A 22,120-nucleotide genomic window follows, 5' to 3' on the forward strand; every position below is an offset into this window, starting at 1 on the left:
CGTCACGCCTTCTGGATGGTGCGGCTGCGGCCGCGGAATTCGGCGACTACCTCCGGCCCGTCGGGGGTCTCCCGGTGCACGGTGACGTCGTAGATGCCGTTGCGGCCGTAACGCGTCCGTTCGGTGGCGGTGGCGATGAGGTGGTCGCCGAGTTTGCCCGCCGCGACGAAGGAGATCTCCGCGCCGGCCGCGACGGTCACCGGGCCGTGGCTGTTGCAGGCGCAGGCGAAGGTCGTGTCGGCCAGCAGGAAGACGTAGCCGCCGTGGGCGATGTCGTGGCCGTTGACCATCGTCTCGGTGATCCGCATGGTGGCGACGGCGTGGCCTTCGGCGGCCTCGATCAGCTCGATGCCCAGCGCCTTCGACGCCTGGTCGTCGGCGAACATCGTGTGCGCGGCGTTGCTAGTCAAGCCTGACCACCTGGTTACTGACCGAATGGACGGTTGTTAAAGGGTGTCGCAAGTAAAGGCGCGCTTTCGGGCAGATGTCAAGGGTCCACCGCCATCGGGGGGTTTGCAAGACCCCGGTCACGAGCTACAGTGAATTACTGAACGGACGGTCTGTTAATCCCACCATCGAAGGGTCGGCCCCATGGCATTGCTGCGCAGCTACGTCTCCGGCGGGTGGCACACGGCGGAAAGTGACGGAGTACCGCTGCACGACGCCTCCACCGGCGAGGAGGTCGCCCGGGTCTCGTCCGACGGCATCGACTTCGCCGCCGCGCTGGAGTACGGCCGCCGCGTCGGGGGCCCCGCGCTGCGCGAGCTGACCTTCCACCAGCGTGCCGCGCTGCTGAAGGCGCTGGCCTCCCACCTGCGCGAACACCGCGAGGAGCTGTACGCGCTCTCCGCGCGCACGGGCGCGACCAAGGGCGACTCGATGGTCGACATCGACGGCGGCATCGGCGTGCTGTTCGGCTACTCCAGCAAGGGCAAGCGCGAACTGCCGAACGACACCGTCTACGTCGACGGCAACGTCGAGCCGCTGAGCAAGGGCGGCACCTTCGTCGCCCAGCACATCGCCGTGCCGCTGCGCGGCGTCGCCGTCCAGATCAACGCCTTCAACTTCCCCGTCTGGGGTCCGCTGGAGAAGTTCGCGCCCGCGTTCCTCGCCGGCGTGCCGAGCCTGATCAAGCCCGCGAGCCAGACCGCGTATCTCACCGCACGCCTGGTCGAGATCATCATCGAATCCGGCATCCTGCCCGAGGGCACGCTGCAGTTCGTCGCGGGCAGCGTCGGCGACCTGCTCGACCACGTCACCGCGCAGGACCTCGTCTCGTTCACCGGCTCCGCGTCCACCGCGCAGAAGCTGCGCGCGCACCCCGCGATCGTGCGCAACTCCGTCCGGTTCAACGCCGAGGCCGACTCGCTCAACCTGTCGATCCTCGGCCCGGACGCCAAACCCGGCACCACCGAGTTCGATCTCTTCGTCAAGCAGCTGACCACCGAGATGACGGTCAAGGCGGGCCAGAAGTGCACCGCCATCCGCCGCGCCTTCGTCCCCGCCGACCTGCTCGACGACGTCGCCGAAGCCGCGAGCGCACGCCTGGCGAAGACCACCGTCGGAAACCCGGCCGCCGAGGGCGTCCGGATGGGTGCCCTCGCCAGCCTGGAGCAGCGCGAGGAGGTCCGGCGGTCGCTCAAGGCGCTGCTGGACGTCGGCACGGTCGTCTTCGGCGACCCGGAGCAGGTCGAGGTCGTCGGCGCGGACGCCGAACGCGGCGCGTTCATCTCACCCGTCCTGCTGAAGGCCGACCCGGAGCGCTCCGAGCCGCACGAGGTCGAGGCGTTCGGCCCGGTGTCGACGCTGCTGCCCTACACCTCCACCGAGCAGGTCATCGAGCTCGCCGCACGCGGTGGCGGCAGCCTCGTCGGTTCCGTCGTTTCCGCCGACAAGGAGTTCGTGCGCGAGGTCGTCCTCGGCGTCGCGCCGTACCACGGCCGCCTGCTGGTGCTGGACGCCGAAGACGCCAAGGAATCCACCGGCCACGGTTCCCCGATGCCGCAGCTGGTGCACGGCGGTCCCGGCCGCGCCGGTGGCGGCGAGGAGATGGGCGGCGTCCGCGGCGTGCTGCACCACATGCAGCGCACGGCGGTCCAGGGTTCGCCCGCCGTCCTGAGCACGGTCACCGGCCGCTGGGTCGCGGGTGCGCCGCGTACCGAAGGCGACGTCCACCCGTTCCGGAAGTCCTTGGCGGAGCTCAAGATCGGCGACTCCGTGGTCGCCGGCCCGCGCACCGTCACCCAGGAGGACGTCGACCACTTCGCCGAGTTCACCGGCGACACCTTCTACGCCCACACCGACCCCGAGGCCGCCGCGGAGAACCCGCTGTTCGGCGGGATCGTGGCGCACGGGTACCTGGTGGTCTCGTTCGCCGCCGGCCTGTTCGTCTCGCCGGAGCCCGGCCCGGTGCTGGCGAACTACGGCTTGGAGAACCTGCGGTTCCTCACCCCGGTCAAGGTCGGCGACTCGCTGACCGTGACCTTGACCGCCAAGCAGATCACCCCGCGCATCGACCAGGAGTACGGCGAGGTCCGCTGGGACGCGGACGTCACCAACGCCGACGGCGACTCGGTCGCCAAGTACGACGTGCTCACCCTGGTGGCGAAGGAGCAGTCATGACCGCGACGTTGCCGGAAGAAGACCTCGAACGGCATTTCGAGGCGACGATCGAGCGCGATCAGCGCATCGAACCGCGTGACTGGGTGCCCGAGGGTTACCGCAAGACGATGATCCGGCAGATCGCGCAGCACGCGCATTCGGAGATCATCGGCATGCAGCCGGAGGGCAACTGGATCACCCGCGCGCCTTCCTTGCGGCGTAAGGCGATCTTGCTCGCGAAGGTGCAGGACGAGGCCGGACACGGGCTGTACCTGTACTCCGCGGCCGCCACGCTCGGCGCCGATCGCGCGGATCTGACCGACAAGCTGATCAACGGCAAGCAGAAGTACTCGTCGATCTTCAACTATCCGACGCTGACCTTCGCCGACGTCGGCGTGATCGGCTGGCTGGTGGACGGCGCGGCGATCTGCAACCAGGTTCCCTTGTGCCGCAGCTCGTACGGGCCGTACGCGCGCGCCATGATCCGCATCTGCAAGGAGGAGTCCTTCCATCAGCGGCAGGGTTTCGAACTGCTGATGACCATGATGCGCGGCACCGAGAAGCAGCGCGAGATGGTGCAGGAGGCGGTGAACCGCTGGTGGTGGCCGTCGCTGATGATGTTCGGCCCGCCGGACGCGGATTCGCCGAACACCGCGCAGTCGATGGCGTGGAAGGTCAAGCGGCACACCAACGACGAGCTGCGCCAGCGCTTTGTCGACATGTCCATCCCGCAGGCCGAGGCACTGGGCGTCACCTTCCCGGATCCGGACCTGAAGTGGAACGCCGAACGAGGGCACTACGACTTCGGCCCCGTCGATTGGGACGAGTTCAAGAACGTGTTGAAGGGCAACGGCCCCTGCAACGCCCAGCGCGTCGCGCACCGGCGGCGGGCCCAGGAGGATGGCGCGTGGGTGCGGGAAGCCGCAGCGGCGCACGCAGCGAAGAAGGGTTCGTGATGAAACACGACTGGCCGTTGTACGAGGTGTTCGTCCGGGGCAAGCGCGGGCTGAACCACGTGCACGTGGGTTCGCTGCACGCGGCGGACGACGACATGGCGTTGCACCACGCGCGGGACCTGTACACCCGCCGCAACGAGGGCGTGTCGATCTGGGTCGTGCGCGCGTCGGACATCACCGCGTCGTCGCCGGACGAGAAGGACCCGTTCTTCGCGCCCAGCGGCGACAAGGTGTACCGGCACCCGACGTTCTACGAAATCCCCGACAACGTCCCCCACATCTGACATGAGCTTCGACAACGCCTATGAGGCGATCACCGAGGAGAACGACTCCCGCTGGGCCTTCGGCACCGGGTTCGAGGATCCGCTGTCCGGTGTGGACACCACGGTCCCGTCCGGTGTGGACGGTGACAGGCTGGCGGCCTACTGCCTGATGCTCGGCGACGACGCGCTGATCTTCTCGCACCGGCTGCAGGAGTGGTGCACGAACGCGCCCGAGCTCGAGGACGAGGTCGCGATCGCGAACATCGCGCTCGACCTGCTGGGGCAGGCGCGGCTGCTGCTGGCCCGCGCGGGCAAGGCCGATGGCAGTGAGCGTTCGGAGGATTCGTACGCCTTCTTCCGGAGCGAGCAGGAGTACCGCAACGTCCGCTTGGCCGAGCTCGAAGGCGGGCACTTCGGGCATCTGATCGCGCGGCTGCTGGTGTTCTCGATCTGGCGGCTCGCTTTGCTGCAGCAGCTTCAGTCCTCTGTGGACCCCGTGCTCGCGGCCATCGCGGACAAGGGTGTCAAGGAAGTCGCGTACCACCGCGACTACGCCGCCCAGTGGGCCGTGCGTCTCGGCGACGGCACCGAGCTGTCCCACGCGCGGATGCTGGAGGGCCTCGACGCGGTCTGGCCGTACGTGGACGAGCTTTTCGCGGCGCACGAGGTCGAGTTCGTCGATTCGCCGTCGCTGCGGCCGGAGTTCGACGCGATCCTGGACCAGGTGCTGGCCGTCGCGACGCTGAAGCGTCCCGAAATCGGTGCCATCGCCGGGGTTTCCGGCCGGATGGGCCGCGACGGCGTGCACACCGAGCGGATGGGCTTCCTGCTGGCGACGCTGCAGAGTGTCGCCAGGGAACATCCGGACGCGACATGGTGACCGCGTACGCCGTGGCGGCCACGGTCACCGACCCGGAACTGCCGATGCTCACCCTCGCCGACCTCGGCGTGCTGCGTGATGTGTCCGAAGAGGACGGTCGGGTGGTCGTCGCGATCACCCCGACCTACACCGGCTGCCCGGCGATGGACACCATGCGCGACGACCTCGTGCACGCGTTGACCGGCGCGGGTTACGGCGAGGTCGAGGTCCGCACGGTGCTGCAGCCCGCCTGGTCCACCGACTGGATCACCGAAGACGGCAAACGGAAACTGGCCGAGGCCGGGATCGCGCCGCCGGGCGCCGCGCCGCGGCGGGCCGGGCCGATCCCCCTCACGCTGAGCCCGGCGGTGTCGTCGGTCCGCTGCCCGAACTGTGGTTCCGCGGACACCGAAGAGCAGTCCCGGTTCAGCGCGACCGCGTGCAAAGCCTTGCGCCGCTGCCGGTTCTGCCTCGAACCGTTCGAACACGTCAAGGAGATCTAGCGTGACCGCAACCCTGCGCCGCACGGGATTCCACGCCCTGAAGGTGGCGGACGTCCAGCGCCTGTGCGACGACGCCGTCGCGGTGACCTTCGACGTGCCCGAAGACCTCGCGGACACCTTCCGCTTCAAGGCGGGGCAGTCGCTGACCCTGCGCCGCGAGATCGACGGCCGCGACGAGCGCCGGTCGTACTCGATCTGCGCGCCCGCCGGCGCGGCGCCGCGGGTCGGCGTCCGTGAGGTGCCGGGCGGGCTGTTCTCGTCGTGGCTCGTGCGCGACGTGAAACCCGGCGACGAGATCGAGGTCGCGCCGCCGACCGGCAACTTCAGCCCCGATCTGGAGGCCGCCGGGCATCACGTGCTGATCGCGGCCGGATCCGGGATCACGCCGGTGTTGTCGATCGCGTCTTCGCTGCTCAGCGACTCCGACGCGACCGTGACCGTGCTCTACGGCAACCGCCGCACGGACACCGTCATGTTCGCCGACGACCTCGCGGATCTGAAGGACCGCTACCCCGCGCGGCTCGAACTCGTCCACGTGCTGTCCCGTGAACCGCGCGAGGCCGAACTGTTCACCGGGCGGCTCGACGTGGAGAAGCTGCGGCGCCTGTGCGGCGTGCTGATCCCGGTCGAGGACGTCGCGCACTGGTGGCTGTGCGGGCCGTTCGAGATGGTGACCGGCGCGCAGGAACTCCTGCGCTCGCTGGACGTCGCGGACGAACGCGTGCATCAGGAACTGTTCTATGTGGACACTCCGCCGGAGCCGGTGCATCACGTCGACCCGGCCGTCGTGGGTGCGTCCAGCGAGGTCACGCTGGTGCTCGACGGCCGGTCGACGACGATGACGCTGCCGCGCGGGACTTCGGTGCTCGACGGCGCGCAGAAGTTCCGCCCGGATCTGCCGTTCGCCTGCAAGGGCGGCGTGTGCGGCACCTGCCGGGCGAAGATCTGCGACGGCAAGGTGGACATGCGGCGCAACTTCGCGCTGGAGAAGGCCGAAGTCGACGCCGGTTTCGTCCTCACCTGCCAGTCGGTGCCCGTCTCCGATGCCGTCACCGTGGACTTCGACGCCTGACCCACCCCCGCGTTTCGTCCTCTGGATGCGGTACTTGCGTGTGCAACTACCGCATCCAGAGGACTAATTGCGGAGGGGGAGCCAGCGGGTGATGCCGATGTCGGCCAGGAACGGCCGGTCGTGGCTCGCCACGATGAGCGTGCCCCGGTAGGCGAGCAGTGCCTCGGTGAGCCGCCGCACGCTGGCCAGGTCGAGGTTGTTCGTCGGCTCGTCGAGCAGCAGGAGTCGCGGCGTGGGCTCGGTCAGCAGCAACGTCGCCAGCGCCGCCCGGAACCGTTCCCCGCCGGACAACGACGCCACCTCGCGGTCGGCCGCCTTGCCCCGGAACAGGAACCGGGCCAGCCTCGCGCGGATCTCGTTGTCCGTGAGCGACGGCGCGACCAGTCGCACGTTGTCCACAATGGACAGCGTGTCGTCCAGCACGTCGATCCGCTGGGGGAGCAGCCTCGCGGGGACGAAGAGCCCCACCTCGCCCGACTTCGGCGGCAGCTCGCCGGCGATCGTCCGCAGCAGGGTGGTCTTCCCTGAACCGTTCGGGCCGGTGAGCGCGATCCGCTCGGGGCCCATGACGTGCAGGTCCGCCGCCGGGCCGAACCGGGGCACGGCGTCGATCCGGAGCACGTCCGTGCCGCGGGCGACGGTCGTCTCCGGCAGCTCGACGCGGATCTCGGCGTCCTCCCGCACCAGTTCCTCCGCGGCCTTCAGTGCCTCGACGGCGCCTTCCAGCCGGTCGGTGTGCAGGTTCCGGTACTTGCCCGCGGCGATCTGCGCGTCCTCCTGGCGTTTGCGCATCCGCACCTTGGGTTCGCGTTTCCGGTCCCACATCTGCTGGCCGTAGCGGGCCCGCCGGGCGAGTTTGATCCCGGCCTCGACCAGCTCCCGCTTCTGCCGTTTGACGTCCGACTCCGCCGCGCGCACATGCCGTCGGGCGGCCTCCTGCGCGACCTCGACGGCGTGTTCGTAGTCCGCGAGGTTGCCGCCGTACAAGGTGACCTCGTGGTCGCGGACCTCGGCGATCCGGTCCACCAGCCGCAGCAGTTCGCGATCGTGCGAGACCACGACGAGGATCCCGCCCCAGCCCGCGACCTCGCGGTGCACGAGTTCACGGGCCCGCAGGTCGAGGTTGTTCGTGGGCTCGTCGAGCAGCAATGCGGCGGGGCGGCGCAGCAACAGGGCGGCCAGCCCGAGCAACGTGAGTTCGCCGCCGGACAATTCGCCCGCCCGCCGGTCCAGGCGGACGGCTGCCAGACCGAGCCGGTCGAGGATCGCGTGGATGCGTTCCTCGACGTCCCAGTTGTCGCCGATGGTGGCGAAGTGCTCTTCGGCGGCGGAACCGTCCTCGACGGCCCGGATCGCCGCGCGGATCGCGGTGACACCGAGCACGTCGTCGACGCGGCGGCCGGTGTCGAGGACGAGGTTCTGCGGCAGATAGCCGAGTTCACCCGGTGTGGTGATGGAACCCGTCGTGGGCCGCAGCTCGCCGGCGAGCAGCCTGAGCAGCGTGGACTTACCGGATCCGTTGGTGCCGACCAGCCCGGTGCGTCCGGAACCGAGGGTGAGCGAAAGGCGGTCGAACGCCGGGGCGCCGTCGGGCCAGGTGAAGGTGACGTCGGAAAGCGTCAAGGAAGAAGACATGAGACTCCCTGCGAAGGAGGTGGATGAGGGCGCAGGTTCGTCTCAGAAGATCACTGTGGCAGGTTAGCGCTTGGGAGGTCGGGTGGCGATCGATTTTCGTGGGGCCCGGTAGCCGTTTCGTGGCGATCCGGTACTCGGGTTCGTCCTTGAGCCGATGAGGCGGGTTTGTGCCTTGGAGCGGTCGAGATCGCGGGCCTGAGCGGGCACGCCTGGTCCGGCGTTCGTGGGACCGGCTCCGGGGCTGGGCCGATGATGATCCGACGCGGCACCATGTCGGGTCCGCTCGCGAAGGGTCGGCGGATTTCGGCGGCGGTGCGGTGGTGTTCCGCGGCTTGCGTGGGCGGTCGTTGCCGAATTTCGGCAATGGTCGCCGGTGAGGTCGGCCCTGATTCGGTGCGGAGTGGTCCCTGGTGTCGGCAGGCGTTGTCGCCGATTTCCGGCAACGTCAGGGGTGTCGGTCTCGGTCACGTGACGTCGGGGCGGTCCCGGTCCCCGGAGGCAACCGTCGCCGAATTTCGGTAACGCCGACGGTGTCGTCTTTGGTCACGTGACGTCAGGGCGGTCTCGGTTCCCGGAGGCAACCGTTGCCGATTTGCGGTGACGACCGCCGGTGCGGTCGGCCCTGATGTGGCATCGGGCCAGTCCCCGGGTTCCGGCAGGCGCTGTCGCCGATTTCCGGCAAGGCCGAGGGTGTCGGCCTCGGTCACGTGACGTCGGGCGGTCCCGGTTCCCGGAGGCAACCGTCGCCGATTTGCGGCAACGGCCGCCAGGTGCGTCGACCCTGACACGCCATCGTGCCGGTCCCCGGTTCCCGCAGGTGCAGGCGCTGTCGCCGATTTCCGGCAAGGCCGAGGGTGTCGGCCTCGGTCACGTGGCATCGGGGCGGTCCCAGTTCCCATTGGCAACCGTCGCCGAATCCCGGCAACGGCACCAGGGCGTCGCCCCGACGCGACACCCGACCCCGGCTCAGGCCGTCGCCGAATCCCGGTAACGAACAACCCGCCACAGAGCCCTGAGTCACGGTCTGTCCCAAAGACCCGCGAGGGGCATACTGGCGGTCGTGATCGAACGCCCTCATGTCCTCCTCTCCGCCGCGGTCTCGCTCGACGGCTACCTCGACGACGCGAGCGACACCCGGCTGGTGCTGTCCAACGAGGAGGACTGGGCCAGAGTGGACGGGCTGCGTGCCGCGTCGGACGCGATCCTCGTCGGCGCGAACACGGTGCGCGCGGACAATCCGCGGTTGCTGGTCCGCTCGCCGGAGCTCGTCGCGAAAAGGGTCGCGGAAGGACGTCCGGAGCAGCCGGTCAAGGTCACCCTCACGCGGAGCGGGTCACTCGATCCGGCGGCGCAGTTCTTCACTGTCGGCGACACCGAGAAGCTGGTCTACGCGCCGCCCGGCGTCGTCACGGGAGTGAAGGCGACCGTCGTCGAACTGTCCGGCCTGAATGAAATCCTGGCCGATCTCCACGCGCGCGGCGTCCGGCGGCTGATGGTCGAAGGCGGCGGCGCGATCCACACCCAGTTCCTCACCGAAGGCCTGGTCGACGAACTGCATCTCGCTGTCGCGCCGTTCTTCGTCGGCGACACACGCGCGCCGCGGTTCGTCGGGCCGGGCGCGTTCCCGCGCGGGCTGACGCTGACCGGAACCACGCGGCTGGGCGACATCGCCGTCCTGGAGTACCACGCGACGCCGGAACCGTCCGATGTGGACATTCAACACCTGCGTGAGGCCATCGCGCTGGCCGAGAACTGCCCGCCGCGCACGTTCCGCGTCGGAGCGGTGATCACCGCCGCCGACGGCGAAGTGATCTCCACCGGTTTCTCGGGCGACGGCGATCCCGCCAACCATGCCGAAGAAGCCGCCCTCGCCAAACTCGAACCAGGGGATCCGAGGCTGGCGGAGGCGACGATGTACACGTCACTGGAGCCGTGCAGCTCGCGGACGTCACATCCGCGAAGCTGCACCCAGCTCATCCTCGACGCCGGCATCCCGCGCGTCGTTTTCGCCTGGCGCGAGCCGTCGGTGTTCGTCGACTGCGTCGGCGCCGAAACGCTGGAGGCGGCCGGACGCCGGGTGATCGAGGTACCCGCCCTCGCCGCCGACGTCCGCCGCGCGAACACCCATATCCCGGGTGTCCACCTCTGAACTACTTGCAGGCGTCGCAGCAGCCGCAGCCCTGACCGGTGCACGCCGAGCAGCAACCGTGGCGAAGCACGACCTTCAACAGACGCTTGATCATCGCTGTCCTCCCGATCGTTGACGTCCCACCGCCCTTGTCACGCTAAGTTCTGCGCATATGACAGTGGTACCGCCGGGAGTGCTACGGCACTGCTCCAGCGGGTGACAGCAATGTCTCTGGTGAACCCGCGACCGCGATCGACGTCGGCAGGACGCGGCTTAGCCTTCCCTGTCACGGATGCGGATAGGGCGCCCTGCCACCGCGATAGCGGGGCCTTCGGCCGTGGCGGGTTCACGCGTATGGACACCTTTCGCGGCCACTGCTCAGCTCCGCCAACAGGCAAGTCAGGATTCGAGATCCCCCTCCAGCGATAGGTAGACCTCGCGCAGCTGAGCCAAAAGATCGGCGTCCGGCTCCGCCCACAGCCCCCGATCGGCCGCCTCGTTCAGCCGCTCGATGATGCCGCGCAGCGCCCACGGGTTGGCCTGGCGCAAGAACTCCTGGTTGACCTCGTCGAGCACGTAGGACTCGGTGAGCTTCTCGTACATCCAGTCGCCGACGACGCCCGCGGTGGCGTCGAAACCGAACAGGTAGTCGACCGTCGCCGCCAGCTCGAAAGCGCCCTTGTAACCGTGCTTGCGCATCGCCGCCAGCCAGCGCGGGTTGACCACGCGGGCCCGGAAGACGCGGGCGGTCTCCTCGCCGAGCGTGCGGGTGCGGACGGCGTCCGGAGTGGTGCTGTCGCCGACGTAGGACGCGGGCGCGGTCCCGGTCAGCGCGCGGACCGTCGCGATCATCCCGCCGTGGTACTGGAAGTAGTCGTCGGAGTCGGCGATGTCGTGCTCGCGGGTGTCGGTGTTCTTCGCCGCCACCACGATTCGCTTGTACGAGTTCTCCATGTCCTCGCGCGCCGGCCGGCCGTCGAGGTCGCGGCCGTAGGCGAAGCCGCCCCAGACCGCGTAGACCTCGGCGAGATCCTTGTCGTCGCGCCAGTTCCCGGAATCCATCAGTGGCAGCAGGCCCGCGCCGTACGCGCCCGGCTTGGAGCCGAAGATCCTCGTGGTGGCCCGGCGTTCGTCGCCGTGCGCGGCCAGATCCGCGCGAGTGTGGGCCCGCACGAAGTTCTGCTCGTCCGGCTCGTCGAGGTTCGCCACCAGGCGCACGGCGTCGTCCAGCAGGGTGATCACATGCGGGAAGGCGTCGCGGAAGAACCCGCTGATCCGCACGGTGACGTCGATCCGCGGACGGCCGAGTTCGGCGAGCGGGATCGCTTCGATCCCGGTGACGCGCCGCGAAGCCTCGTCCCAGATCGGCTGGACTCCCAGCAGGGCAAGGACTTCCGCCGCGTCGTCACCCGACGTGCGCATCGCCGACGTGCCCCAGACCGAGAGACCGACCGAACGCGGCCAGTCGCCGGTGTCCTCCTTGTAGCGGCGGAGAAGCGAGTCCGCGAGAGCCTGTCCGGTTTCCCACGCGAGACGGCTCGGGATGGCTTTCGGGTCGACGGTGTAGAAGTTGCGGCCCGTCGGCAGCACGTTGATCAGGCCCCGCAGGGGAGAACCACTGGGCCCCGCCGGGATGTAGCCGCCGTCGAGCGCGTGGAGCACGGCGTCGATCTCGGCGCCGGTGCCCGCCAGCCGCGGCACGATCTCGGTGGCGGCGAAGGTCAGCACGCGGGCGACCTCCTGGTGTTCCGGCACTTCGGCGACGACCTCGGCGACGGCGGCGGGGGACCAGTCGCGGGCTTCCATCGCCTCGACGAGGGATCGTGCCGTCTGCTCGATGGCGTCCACTTCGGACAGTGGGGCGTCGCTGTTCTCTTTGAGCCCCAAGGCGGAACGAAGGCCGGGGACGGCGCCCTGTTTACCGCCCCACATCTGCTGAGCGCGCAGCATGGCGAGCACGAGGTTGATCCGCGCCTCGCCCACCGGCGCGGCACCGAGGATGTGCAGGCCGTCGCGGATCTGGGCGTCCTTGACCTCGCACAGCCAGCCGTCGATGTGCAGCAGGAAGTCGTCGAACTCCGCGTCGTGCGGGCGTTCTTCGACACCGAGGTCGTGGTCCAGTTTCGCGGCCTGGATCAGCGTCCAGATCTGCGCGCGGACGGCGGGCAGTTTCGCCGGGTCCATCGCGGCGATGTTGGCGTGCTCGTCGAGGAGCTGCTCCAGGCGGGCCATGTCGCCGTAGCTCTCGGCGCGGGCCATCGGCGGGATCAGGTGGTCGACGATCGTGGCGTGCGCGCGCCGTTTCGCCTGCGCGCCCTCGCCGGGGTCGTTGATCAGGAACGGGTAGATCAGCGGCAGATTGCCCAGGACGGCGTCCGGCGCGCACGAGTCCGAGAGACCCGCGGTCTTGCCGGGAAGCCATTCCAGCGAACCGTGTTTGCCGAGGTGGACGACGGCGTGCGCGCCGAATTCCTCCTCAAGCCACCGGTACGCGGCCAGGTAGTGGTGGCTCGGCGGGAGGTCCGGGTTGTGGTAGATCGCGACCGGGTTCTCGCCGAAACCGCGCGGCGGCTGGATCATCAGGATGACGTTGCCGGACTGCAGCGACGCCAGCACGATGTCCCCGTCGTCCACATAGAGCTCGCCGGGCGCCGGGCCCCAGTGCTCCTCCATGCCCTCGCGCAGTTCCGCGGGCAGCTCGGCGAACCACTGGCGATACTTGTCCGCGGGCACGCGGATCGGGTTGCCGGACAGCTGTTCCTCGGTGAGCCACTCCGGATCCTGGCCGCCCGCGGCGATGAGCGCGTGGATCAGCGCGTCGCCGTCGGGCTGGTCGGTGCCGGTGGGCTCGACGCCGGGGAACGGATCGTCACCGAGGTCGTAACCCTGGTCGCGCATGCGGCGCAACAGCTCGATCGCGGACGCGGGTGTGTCGAGACCGACGGCGTTGCCGACGCGGGAGTGCTTCGTCGGGTACGCGGAGAGCATCAGCGCGATCCGTCGTTCCGGCGGGGGAGTGTGGCGCAGGCGGGCGTGCGCGAGCGCGATCTTGGCGACCCGCGAAGCGCGCTCGGCGTCCGGCACGTACTTGGGGAGGCCGTCGTCGTCGATCTCCTTGAACGAGAACGGGACGGTGATGAGCCGGCCGTCGAACTCGGGGACGGCCATCTGGTTGCCCGCGTCGAGCGGCGAGAGGCCGTCGTCGTTGGCCGACCAGGTCTCGCGGTCGCTGGTGAGGCAGAGCGCCTGCAGGATCGGGATGTCGAGCGCGGCCATCTCGGCGACGTCCCATGCCTCGTCGTCGCCGCCCGCACCGACCTCCGACGGCCGGGTGCCGCCGGCCGCCAGCACGGTGACCAGGAGCGCGTCGGCCTTGGCCAGCTCGGCCATCATCTCCGGCTCGCGGGTGCGCAGGGAGGCACAGTGGATCGGGAGCGCGCGGCCCCCGGCGTCCTCGATGGCGTCGGCGAGGGCGTGGACGAACTCGGTGTTCCCGGACAGATGATGCGCCCGGTAGTAGAGGATCGCGACGACCGGGCCCTCGGTGCTCTTCGGCTCGCGCTCCAGGACACCCCAGAGCGGCTGCACGGCGGGCGGCTCGAAGCCGTCACCCGTCAGAAGGAGCGTGTCGCTCAGGAAGCGGTGCAGCTGGGTGAGGTTCTCCGGCCCACCCTGCGCGAGGTACGCGTGCGCCTCCGCCGCGGTGCCCGCCGGGACCGTGGAGAGCTTCATGAGCTGCGCGTCCGGCGTCTGCTCTCCGCCGAGGACGACCACGTGCGCGCCGCTCGCGCGGACCGTGTCGAGTCCCTCCTGCCAGCTGCGTTCGGAGCCGAGGATCCGGACGACGACGATCGGGGCGCCGTCGAGCAGGGCGGGCAGCTCGGCCAGGTCGAGCCGGGCCGGGTTCGCCAGCCGGTAGCCGGCCTCGCTGGAACGGGCGCTGAGCAGGTCGGTGTCCGAAGTGGACAGAAGCAGGATCACAGCGTTCCTCACTCGGGGTGTCCGCGCCCCGGGTCGTACGGTCGCGCCGGCCGGAGTTCCTGGCTTCCCCTCTTCACCGGGAGGGGTGACAGTGGCGGGACCGCCCCGGACTCTCACCGGGTTCCTCCACCTGCCGACGCGTGGTTTCTCCGGTTCACTCTCCGGTGCGGTCCGGCGGGAGTCAAGGTGATGTGCGGCCGGGGTCGAACGCGTACCCCATGCCGCGCGCGGTGCGGATGTGGCCTGGCCCGATCTTGCGGCGCAGGGTGCGGACGTACACGTCGACGATGTTGGAGCCGGGGTCGAAGTCGTACCCCCACACGTGGGAGAGGATCTGCTCACGGGTCAGCACCTGCCCCTGGTGGCGGATGAACAGCTCCAGCAGGGCGAACTCGCGCGAGGTCAGGTCGACGCCGGTGCCGTCGACGTCCGCGCGCCGCGTGCGCAGATCCAGCGACAGCGGGCCCGCGTGCAGGACGGTGGTCTCGGCGACGAGTTCGGTGCGGCGCAGCCGGAGCCGGATCCTGGCCAGCAGCTCGTCGAAGCGGAACGGTTTGGCCATGTAGTCGTCGGCGCCGCCCTCCAGCCCGGCCAGGGTGGTCTGCGGCGAATCGTGCGCGGTGAGGATCACCACCGGGGTGGTGTTGTGGTGTTCGCGCAGCGTCCGCAGCACGGACAGGCCGTCGCGGGAGGGCAGGCCGAGGTCGAGGACCAGCAGGTCGTAGCCGTCACCGAGGGCGTATTGGAGAGCCTGTTCACCGTCGGCGACCACGGTGGTGGTGAAGCCGTTGGCGATGAGCCCCTTGCGGACGAACGAGGCGATGCGCTCCTCGTCCTCGGCGATCAGGATGCGGGCCACGGCGTGCCTCCTTCGACGGCGTGAACAGGGATTTCGATGGTGAACCGGGCGCCGAGGCCCGGCGCCGACTCCAAGCGCACCAGGCCGTGCTGAGCCTCGGCGATCGCACGCACGATCGCCAGTCCGAGCCCGGCCCCGCTCCGGTGGCCGCCGGACGGCCCCCGGTTGAACCGCTGGAAGATCCTCTCGGCGTCCTCCCGCGGCACACCGGGGCCGCGATCGGCCACCCAGAACGACACGGTGTCCTCGGTCACGGCCGAGCCGATCAGGATCTCGTCGCCGTCTCCGGTGTGCTGGACGGCGTTCTGGGCCAGCTGCACCACGGCCTGGGTCGTGCGCTGCTCGTCGAGCGGCACCTGGCCTTCGCCGAGCGCCTCCAGCCGCCAGCGACGATCGCCGATGGTGCGGACCTTGGCGTAAAGATCGCTGGTCAGCTCGGTGACGTCGGTGGGGGCGAGGGTGACGAAGTCGGGCTGTTCGGCCTTCGCCAGCAGCAGGAGATCGCCGACGATGCGGTTCATCCGGTCCAGTTCGTCGACGCACAGCCGGATCGCCTCGGCCCGGGCGACCGGGTCGTCGTCGAGCAGTTCGAGATGGCCGAGCACGATCGTGATGGGTGTCCGCAGTTCGTGGCCGGCGTCGTCGAGGAACCGCCGCTGGGTGGCGAACGCGAGGTCGAGCCGGTCGAGCATGGCGTTGAACTGCTCGGCGAGCGCGGCGACGTCGTCACGGCCGTCCACCCGGATACGGCGGGTCAGGTCGTGTTCGGTGATCTCCGCGGCGGCGCGGCGCACCAGCCGCACTGGGGCGAGGATCTGTCCGGCGACCAGCCACGCCGCGGCCCCGGCCAGGACCAGCCCGAGCAAGCCGACGAACAGCAGGGTCCGCACGGTGGTGGCGATCTCGGCGCGGTCGCGGTCCACGAAGTAGCCGACGACGAACGAGCCCCGGTCTCCCTCTCGGGTGCCAGACGCGTCGACACGGATCCAGCGCATCTCTCCGGCGGGGGTCTCGACGCTGCCGCTGCGCGCCGGGTCGGCGAGGATCGGGTTCAGCAGCCCCGGGCTTTCGCCAAGACGGAACGGTTCCTCGCGGTCCTGCAGGATCGGCCCGGACGACGGCGTCCAGGCCAGCACCACCTCGTCGTCGTCGACGTACTGGCGCCGCAGATGCGCCGACAGCGCGGACCGCACGTCCGGGAACGGCTGCCCGGTGGCGCGGTCCACGCCCTCTTCCAGCACCTGGCCGAGTTCGGCGGCTTCCTGTTCGAGCGCGGCGTTGACGTCGCTGTCGACCTCGCGCAGCAAGAGGTTGTACGTGACCAGCGTCGTCGCCACCGTCACCACGGCGACGAGCAGCAGGAGCCAGCCCATGATCCGGATTCGCGCGGGGACCGCCCGCATCCTGGGTTCAGTCGTCGTCGGCACCGTCGTCGTCCTGGTCGTCGCCGGGCGGGACCACCGGGGGCGGTGGCACGACCACCGGCGTGGAACTACTCGGCGGAGGGGACTGGGTGGTCGACGTGGGGTGTTCCTTCAGCTTCACCTCGACCGGCGCCCGCGGCGCGGGCGGCTCCGGCCAGGCCCAGGTGACCACCGCGGCACCGAGCGGGAGCGCCACGGCGGCGACGAGGAGGGCGATACGCGGCGTACGGGCCATGGCTCCACCTTCCCGGCCGTCGATGTGGCGAAAATGAGGACAAGATGAAGGAATCTTCACATAGCGGGCGTGGACAGGCGGGTGCCGACCAGCACGATCCGCAGCATCCGCTCGGCGGCGTCGGTGAGGAATTCAGCGCCGCGCAGGATCGCCTCGTCCAGGTCCACCGGACCCGGCTGGATGGCCTGGAAGGCGTCGATACCGACGGCGTAGGTGGTGTCGGCGTCCATGCCGATCCGGCCGGCGAGGGCGACCACCGGCTTCCCGTGCGCCTTGGCCCGGCGGGCCACCTCGGCGGGCACCTTCCCGTGCGGGGTCTGGGCGTCGATCGTGCCCTCGGCGGTGACCACGAGATCGGCCGCGGCCAGCCGGGCGTCGAGGTCGACGTGGTCCAGCAGGACCTCGAACCTCGGCAGTAGCCGGGCGCCAAGTACCGCGCACAGTCCGGCGCCGAGACCGCCGGAAGCACCCGATCCGGGGACGAGAGCGACGTCGGCGCCCAGGTCGCGGCGCAGGACGTCGGCCCAGTTGTCCAGCGCGGCGGCGAGTCTTTCCACCTGCTCGGGGGTGGCGCCCTTCTGCGGGCCGAACACCCTGGCCACACCGCGTGGGCCGCACAGGACGTTGTGCGGGTTGACCGCCAGCCGGAGTTCGGTGCCCGCGAGTCTCGGATCGAGCCCGGACACGTCGATGTGCCGGGCCCGCGCCAGCTCCGCCCCGCCGGGACCCACCTCCTGACCGGCGCGGTCGAGCACCCGGGCGCCCAAGGCCTGGAGAGCTCCGGCGCCGCCGTCGGACACGCCGGAGTCTCCGCAGCCGACGAGCACCGACGAACAACCCGAGTCGAGCGCGGCGATCATCAGCTCGCCGACGCCCCGGCTGGTGGTGCGCCCGGGATCGCGCCGATCGGCGGGCACCAGGCGGAGCCCCGCGGCCGCCGCCATCTCGACCACCGCAGTCGAGCCGTCGCCGAGAATCGCGAAATGGGAGCGCACCGGCAGCCCGACCGGCCCGGTGACGACGGTGTCCACGATCTTCCCGCCGGTGCTCCCGGACAGAGCCGCGGCCGACCCCTCGCCGCCGTCCACGAGCGGGACGCGGTCGATCTCCGCGAACGGGACGACCCGCAGCACCCCCTCGGCGATGGCGTCGGCAGCGGCTTCGGCACCGAGGCTTTCCTTGAACCCACTGGGGGCGACGACGATCCGCATGACTTCCTCCTGATGGTTCACGGGATGAGCGAGAGGCCGAGGTACGGCCAGACGAGCAAGGCGAAGACGGCGACGACGACCACGTGCAGTGGCGCGAGCACTTTCGAGAGGCGAAGCAGGTCGCGGGGCGAATAGGTCGGCACGCCGTCGATGTCGGAGAAGAGCGCGACGGGTTTGGCGGACGAGGTGAGGGTGTGGCAGAACCCCGCGGCCGCGGTGGAGGCGAACACCACCGCGGCCGGGGCCAGCCCGGTGGCCGCCGCGAGCGGGATCACCACCGGCACCAGCACCGAAGACCGCGCCGACCGGGACTGCACGGCCAGATGCGCGGCCGTGCTCACCACGATCACCGCCGCCAGCACGACCCACGCCGGCGCGCCCCGGACGGGACTCAAGGCCACGTCCGCCACCCACGCCGCCGCGCCCGACGCCACCAGCGCGCCGCCCAGCGCGGCCGTCGCGGCGGTGAACAGCAGCAGCGACCACGGCACGGTTTTCAGCGCCGTACCCGTGGTGACCCGATGCGGTGGCACGCACATCGCCAGCGCGCCGACGAGCCCGACCAGCGCGGGCGGCAGTCCGTGCCACGATTCGGTGCACCACAGCACCAGCACGGCTCCGATGGTGACCGCCGCGAATTGTTCTCTTCGAGTCCACGGCCCCCGCGACGGGAACCTGGAGCGCAGATCGAACCGCTCACGACGGTCTTCGCGCGTGGTGAACAACCGCAGGACGACCTCGGCCGCGAGATGGGACGAGACCAGCGCCAGCGGCAGGCCCAGCACCAGCCAGCGCAGGAAGCCGATGCCGTCACCGGTCGCTTCACGCAGGAGCTGGTCGGCCACCAGATGCGCGCCCGCGCCGATGAGCGTCGAGACTGCGGACAGCAACACCACCGTCGGGAACAGCACCGACAGCGCCTTGGCCGTCCGCGGGAGGGCGCCCGCCAAGGCGGTGAACACCGGCACGGCCAGCGCCGCCCGCCCCGACGTCGAGGGGACGACCAGCGACGAGACCACCACCGCGACCGTCGACAGATGCGCCAGCCCGCGCACCGATCGCGCCCGTGCCGGGACCATGGCCACGAACCGGTCGACCAGCCCCGATCCGGTCAGCCCGGCCGCCAGCACGAACGCCGCGATCAACAGCCACACCAGATCCGCGCCGAGCGTGGCGAACAGGTCGGCGGGGGCGAGGACCCCGGTGACGGCCAGGACGGCCACCGCCGCCAGCGCTATCCACGTGTCGTCCAGGCTGGTCAGAACCCATGCGCCCACAGCCATGGCGAAGACGGCCAGCACCAGTGCGCCTTGCCAGCCCGGTCCGCCGGGCACGAGCGCGGTGCCCAAGGGTGGAATGGCTGCTGTGGGGATCAGCTATGCCTTGGTGTGCTTGGGTTTTTCGGGGTGGCTGGGCTTTCTCGGCGGGCTGGTCGTGTAGGTGTAGGCGGTCACGGTGACCAGCCTGTGGCGCGCTCCTGAATGGTCCGTTAAGGACGGATGAGGAGGTCTTCATGTTGGCTTGGTGGTCAGCGTGATCTTCGGTGGTGATGCGCTGTGTGGGTTTTGGTGCGTTGGTTGTCCCGAAATCCTCACAGTCGTGCTTGGCTGGTCCAGTCGTGGTGATCAGGTTGTGGTGGGCTGTTGAGTGTCCGTTTGGGACTGGGTGGCGGATCGGGTTTGGTGGCGGCCTCGCGGGTGTGGCCGGTGGGGAAGTGCCGGTGCTTCGGTGGTGACTGGTCTGGTGGTGATGCGCTGTGTGGGTTTTGGGACGTCAGATGTCCCAAATCCGCACAGTCGTGCTTGGCTGGTCCAGTCATGGTGATCAGCTTGTGACGGGCTCCTGAGTTTTCCGTTAGGGACTGGGCGGCGGATCGGGTGTGGCCGGTGGGGAGGCTCAGGGTGTCCTGGTGCCGGTGTTTCGGTCGTGACTGGTCCGGTGGTGATGGACTGTGTGGATTTTGGTGCGTTGGATGACCAGAAATCCACACAGTCGTGCGTGATCGGTCCGATCAGGAGCGGCCGGATATCGGTGGAGCCTGGCGGGCATGACGAAGGGCCCGTCGCCGGCGTGGCCGACGGGCTCTTCGGGGTTCAGCGGTGGTGCAGGGTGTTGCGGCGGGGTTGTCGGAGCGGATCCCGGTATTGAGGCGGGATGAACTCCGGTAGGCCATCGGCCGCCATCCGGACTTCCCAGTCACCGTGGTGAATCAACCGATGATGGAAGCCGCAGAGCAACACGAGATTCCGAAGATCCGTCGGCCCGCCGTCTGCCCAGTGATGAATGTGATGGGCGTGGCAATTCTTGGGCTTCCGATGACAGCCCGGGAAGGCGCAGCCCCCGTCGCGGAGGTTCAACGCACGTCGCTGGCCTGGGGTGACGAAGCGTCTCAGCCGTCCCATATCCAAGGGTTCACCCGACGCGCCCATCACGACCGGCACCATCAGGCAGTCGCAGGCCGCGAGCCGGGCTTCTCGCGCGGTCATCGTCCCGACGAAGTCGAGGCAGGCGGTCCCGAGACCCGATTTGAGTTTCTCGAGTCCGATAGTGACGTGGACGAGGGTGCGGTAACCACTGGTGCCGGGCTGGTCCGGGCAGGCGATCGCCAAGTCGAGCAGTTCGGCCCACGCGTCTCCCATGCGTTCGCATTTCATCCGCAGGTCCGCTTGGCCGAACTCGTCCACCGGCCGCGGCTGGGCGTGCGCCTCCAACGCCGCCGCCGTGCGGGCACCGGTCTCGTCATCGAGCAGGCCGGTGAGTTTCCAGAACCCGTCTTTGCGGCGTTCCAGGGTGATCTCGCGGCGGGGTTCCTTCGGCTCAGGCTCCTTGGGTTCCTTGCCATCCGGATCCAGCAAGCCCAGCAAGTTCGCCTCGGCTTCCGAGAGCTGGCGGGGACCGGCGTTCGGGGCAAGATCGCCGAGGATCTGCTCCGCACCCGCCCGATCCTCAGCCGAAATGTCGGCAGGGAGTTTCTTCAAGATCTCCAGGATCTGATCGATCCGCTCATTCCCGACCAACCCCTGAGCCGCCACCGCGGCAGTCGCCGGTGCGAGAGGTGGAACCTCCGTGCCGTCCAAAGCGCGCGTCGGGTTCAAGGCGATCGCCCGCTTCACCACCGCGCCCGCTTCGCCGCGTGATAGTCCCGCCAGATCCGCGAGCCAGCTCGCCGTGCTCCCGTACCCGTACAAGTCCTTGGCGCCACGAGACTCGATCTCCGCCAGGAACCGCCCCAGGCAGGCGGTCGCCATCCGGATCACCTGCAACGACTGCTGCACGCCATGGGCAAGCTCCAGCTTGCCGGCGCGCCACAGTTCTTGCGGCAGCTCGGGGAGGAAGGTCTCGGACACGACTCCAGAATACACCAATGAATCGAACACGTGTTCGTAATTTTAAGCAACCAGCGAAAGCGCACGAACAACACTGAAGGGTGAAACGGTCGCCAGCGCCGAATCACCCTAAGCAACCCTCGCATTTAGTCGACTAAATGCGAAGAGCCCGCCGCAATTAGTCGGCTAAATGCGGCGAAGGGCGGCGATCTCCGCCCGCAGCGCGACGACGGCCTCCGCCAGATCCACGGGATCGACGGTCGCGGCCCATTCGCGGATGAGCTCGGACCGCCGTCGGACGACCTCTATCTCTTCGTCGCGGAGGAGACCCGCCTGCGTGTACTCCTGCGCATCGACGGCGGCTTCCTTGCGTCGCCGATATTCGGCGATCTGGGGAGTCAGTGAGTTGATCTCGGCAGGCGGGTCCACAGGTCGGCGTGCGACGGAACCTTCCCAGGCGGCGTTCTCATCCCAAAGGGAGCCCAGGCCTCCCGCACCTGCTCCTCGGTCACCCCGTGTTCGCCCAGGACGCGAGCCGCTCCGCCGCCGGCGGCCAGCAGGCCGACGACCAGTTCCACCAAACCCGAGGATCGGGGCACGGCAAGGACTTCGGCCGTGACCGGATATCCGTCGATGGTCCCGGCCGCAGGCGACGAAGCCGCTTTCTCCAGTTGCCACACCAGGACATCGCGAGAGATTCCCCAAGCGCGGGGGAGTGCGTGCCCGACGCCGTCGTCGAGAACCGCGAGCAGAAGTTCCTCGCCCCCGATGCGATCGTGCCCCAGCCGGACGGCGTGCGCGTGTGCCCGCTCCAGCAGGCTCACGCCGACCGCTCCGACGAAGAGTCCCCGATCCGCGGGAAAGGGGCGGTGGAGAAGATGATCTCCACCGCCACCTCGAAGAACTCCGCGATCCGCAGGGCGAGGTAGAGGCTCGGGCTGTACTCGCCGCGTTCGAGGTAGCCGATGGTCTGGTAATGCACGCCCAGCGCGTCGGCGAGTTCGCGGCGGGAGATGCCCCGTTCCGCTCGCAACATCGCGATCCGGTTGTAAACGACCTCGCTCATG

At 69.5% G+C, this 22,120-nt stretch carries 19 protein-coding genes and 1 riboswitch; of the genes, 7 read left to right on the forward strand and 12 right to left on the reverse strand.

Annotation, left to right across the window (positions count from 1 at the left end; genetic code table 11):
* Positions 1 to 2 precede the first annotated feature (2 nt).
* A complete protein-coding gene (gene paaI, locus ACOCEP_RS19365; RefSeq protein WP_038517894.1) occupies positions 3 to 386 on the reverse strand; it encodes a hydroxyphenylacetyl-CoA thioesterase PaaI in 384 nt (127 codons plus the stop codon).
* A gap of 205 nt (positions 387 to 591) precedes the next feature.
* Here paaI and paaZ point away from each other — a divergent pair, with 205 nt between their 5' ends.
* From paaZ to paaE, 6 genes are read left to right on the forward strand one after another with little or no spacing between them, the layout of a single operon-like run.
* Positions 592 to 2,622, forward strand: coding sequence for a phenylacetic acid degradation bifunctional protein PaaZ (gene paaZ / locus ACOCEP_RS19370; protein ID WP_482339012.1), 2,031 nt, complete (start codon positions 592 to 594; stop codon positions 2,620 to 2,622).
* The gene (paaA, locus tag ACOCEP_RS19375; RefSeq protein WP_482339014.1) at positions 2,619 to 3,557 is read left to right on the forward strand and encodes a 1,2-phenylacetyl-CoA epoxidase subunit PaaA; all 939 of its coding nucleotides are present in this window, start codon (positions 2,619 to 2,621) and stop codon (positions 3,555 to 3,557) included. The genes paaZ and paaA overlap by 4 nt, the downstream gene beginning before the upstream one ends.
* Positions 3,557 to 3,841: a 1,2-phenylacetyl-CoA epoxidase subunit PaaB gene (paaB, locus tag ACOCEP_RS19380; protein WP_037346994.1), complete on the forward strand. Its 285-nt coding sequence runs from the start codon at positions 3,557 to 3,559 to the stop codon at positions 3,839 to 3,841. Before paaA ends, paaB begins: the two co-directional genes overlap by 1 nt.
* Position 3,842: 1 nt before the next feature.
* Entirely contained in the window at positions 3,843 to 4,700 is an 858-nt protein-coding gene (paaC, locus tag ACOCEP_RS19385; protein ID WP_482339015.1) for a 1,2-phenylacetyl-CoA epoxidase subunit PaaC, read from the forward strand.
* Complete coding sequence (paaD, locus tag ACOCEP_RS19390; RefSeq protein ID WP_482339016.1) at positions 4,694 to 5,182, forward strand: 1,2-phenylacetyl-CoA epoxidase subunit PaaD; 489 nt, start codon at positions 4,694 to 4,696, stop codon at positions 5,180 to 5,182. The genes paaC and paaD overlap by 7 nt, the downstream gene beginning before the upstream one ends.
* Position 5,183: 1 nt before the next feature.
* Positions 5,184 to 6,254, forward strand: coding sequence for a 1,2-phenylacetyl-CoA epoxidase subunit PaaE (gene paaE / locus ACOCEP_RS19395; protein WP_360122100.1), 1,071 nt, complete (start codon positions 5,184 to 5,186; stop codon positions 6,252 to 6,254).
* A 63-nt stretch (positions 6,255 to 6,317) separates the two neighbouring features.
* Here the strand turns inward: paaE and ACOCEP_RS19400 are convergent, their stop codons facing one another.
* The gene (locus ACOCEP_RS19400; RefSeq protein ID WP_482339018.1) at positions 6,318 to 7,889 is read right to left on the reverse strand and encodes an ABC-F family ATP-binding cassette domain-containing protein; all 1,572 of its coding nucleotides are present in this window, start codon (positions 7,887 to 7,889) and stop codon (positions 6,318 to 6,320) included.
* Positions 7,890 to 8,949: 1,060 nt separating this feature from the next.
* Here ACOCEP_RS19400 and ACOCEP_RS19405 point away from each other — a divergent pair.
* Entirely contained in the window at positions 8,950 to 10,038 is a 1,089-nt protein-coding gene (locus tag ACOCEP_RS19405) for a dihydrofolate reductase family protein (protein WP_482339019.1), read from the forward strand.
* 378 nt (positions 10,039 to 10,416) lie between these two features.
* Here the strand turns inward: ACOCEP_RS19405 and cobN are convergent, their stop codons facing one another.
* The 10 genes from cobN to ACOCEP_RS19455 form a co-directional block, all read right to left on the reverse strand.
* Positions 10,417 to 13,998: a cobaltochelatase subunit CobN gene (gene cobN / locus ACOCEP_RS19410; protein WP_482339021.1), complete on the reverse strand. Its 3,582-nt coding sequence runs from the start codon at positions 13,996 to 13,998 to the stop codon at positions 10,417 to 10,419.
* A 35-nt stretch (positions 13,999 to 14,033) separates the two neighbouring features.
* Positions 14,034 to 14,147: riboswitch (cobalamin riboswitch) on the reverse strand.
* 32 nt (positions 14,148 to 14,179) lie between these two features.
* Complete coding sequence (locus ACOCEP_RS19415) at positions 14,180 to 14,857, reverse strand: response regulator transcription factor (protein WP_482339023.1); 678 nt, start codon at positions 14,855 to 14,857, stop codon at positions 14,180 to 14,182.
* Positions 14,842 to 16,284: a sensor histidine kinase gene (locus ACOCEP_RS19420; RefSeq protein ID WP_482339025.1), complete on the reverse strand. Its 1,443-nt coding sequence runs from the start codon at positions 16,282 to 16,284 to the stop codon at positions 14,842 to 14,844. Before ACOCEP_RS19420 ends, ACOCEP_RS19415 begins: the two co-directional genes overlap by 16 nt.
* Positions 16,268 to 16,516 carry a hypothetical protein gene (locus ACOCEP_RS19425; RefSeq protein WP_482339027.1) on the reverse strand — a complete coding sequence of 83 codons (249 nt, stop codon included), beginning with the start codon at positions 16,514 to 16,516 and terminating at the stop codon, positions 16,268 to 16,270. The genes ACOCEP_RS19420 and ACOCEP_RS19425 overlap by 17 nt, the downstream gene beginning before the upstream one ends.
* Before the next feature lie 56 nt (positions 16,517 to 16,572).
* Positions 16,573 to 17,727 (reverse strand): glycerate kinase family protein, encoded by a 1,155-nt coding sequence (locus ACOCEP_RS19430; RefSeq protein ID WP_482339029.1) that lies wholly within the window; start codon positions 17,725 to 17,727, stop codon positions 16,573 to 16,575.
* Between the two features lie 17 nt (positions 17,728 to 17,744).
* Positions 17,745 to 19,076: an SLC13 family permease gene (locus tag ACOCEP_RS19435; protein ID WP_482339031.1), complete on the reverse strand. Its 1,332-nt coding sequence runs from the start codon at positions 19,074 to 19,076 to the stop codon at positions 17,745 to 17,747.
* Between the two features lie 744 nt (positions 19,077 to 19,820).
* Positions 19,821 to 21,074: an HNH endonuclease signature motif containing protein gene (locus ACOCEP_RS19440; RefSeq protein WP_482339764.1), complete on the reverse strand. Its 1,254-nt coding sequence runs from the start codon at positions 21,072 to 21,074 to the stop codon at positions 19,821 to 19,823.
* Positions 21,075 to 21,239: 165 nt separating this feature from the next.
* A complete protein-coding gene (locus ACOCEP_RS19445; protein WP_482339033.1) occupies positions 21,240 to 21,482 on the reverse strand; it encodes a UvrB/UvrC motif-containing protein in 243 nt (80 codons plus the stop codon).
* The gene (locus tag ACOCEP_RS19450) at positions 21,452 to 21,877 is read right to left on the reverse strand and encodes a hypothetical protein (RefSeq protein ID WP_482339035.1); all 426 of its coding nucleotides are present in this window, start codon (positions 21,875 to 21,877) and stop codon (positions 21,452 to 21,454) included. The genes ACOCEP_RS19445 and ACOCEP_RS19450 overlap by 31 nt, the downstream gene beginning before the upstream one ends.
* Positions 21,874 to 22,119: a helix-turn-helix transcriptional regulator gene (locus ACOCEP_RS19455; RefSeq protein WP_005162705.1), complete on the reverse strand. Its 246-nt coding sequence runs from the start codon at positions 22,117 to 22,119 to the stop codon at positions 21,874 to 21,876. Before ACOCEP_RS19455 ends, ACOCEP_RS19450 begins: the two co-directional genes overlap by 4 nt.
* Position 22,120 lies beyond the last annotated feature (1 nt).

The organism is Amycolatopsis sp. CA-211722 (genome assembly GCF_056828465.1).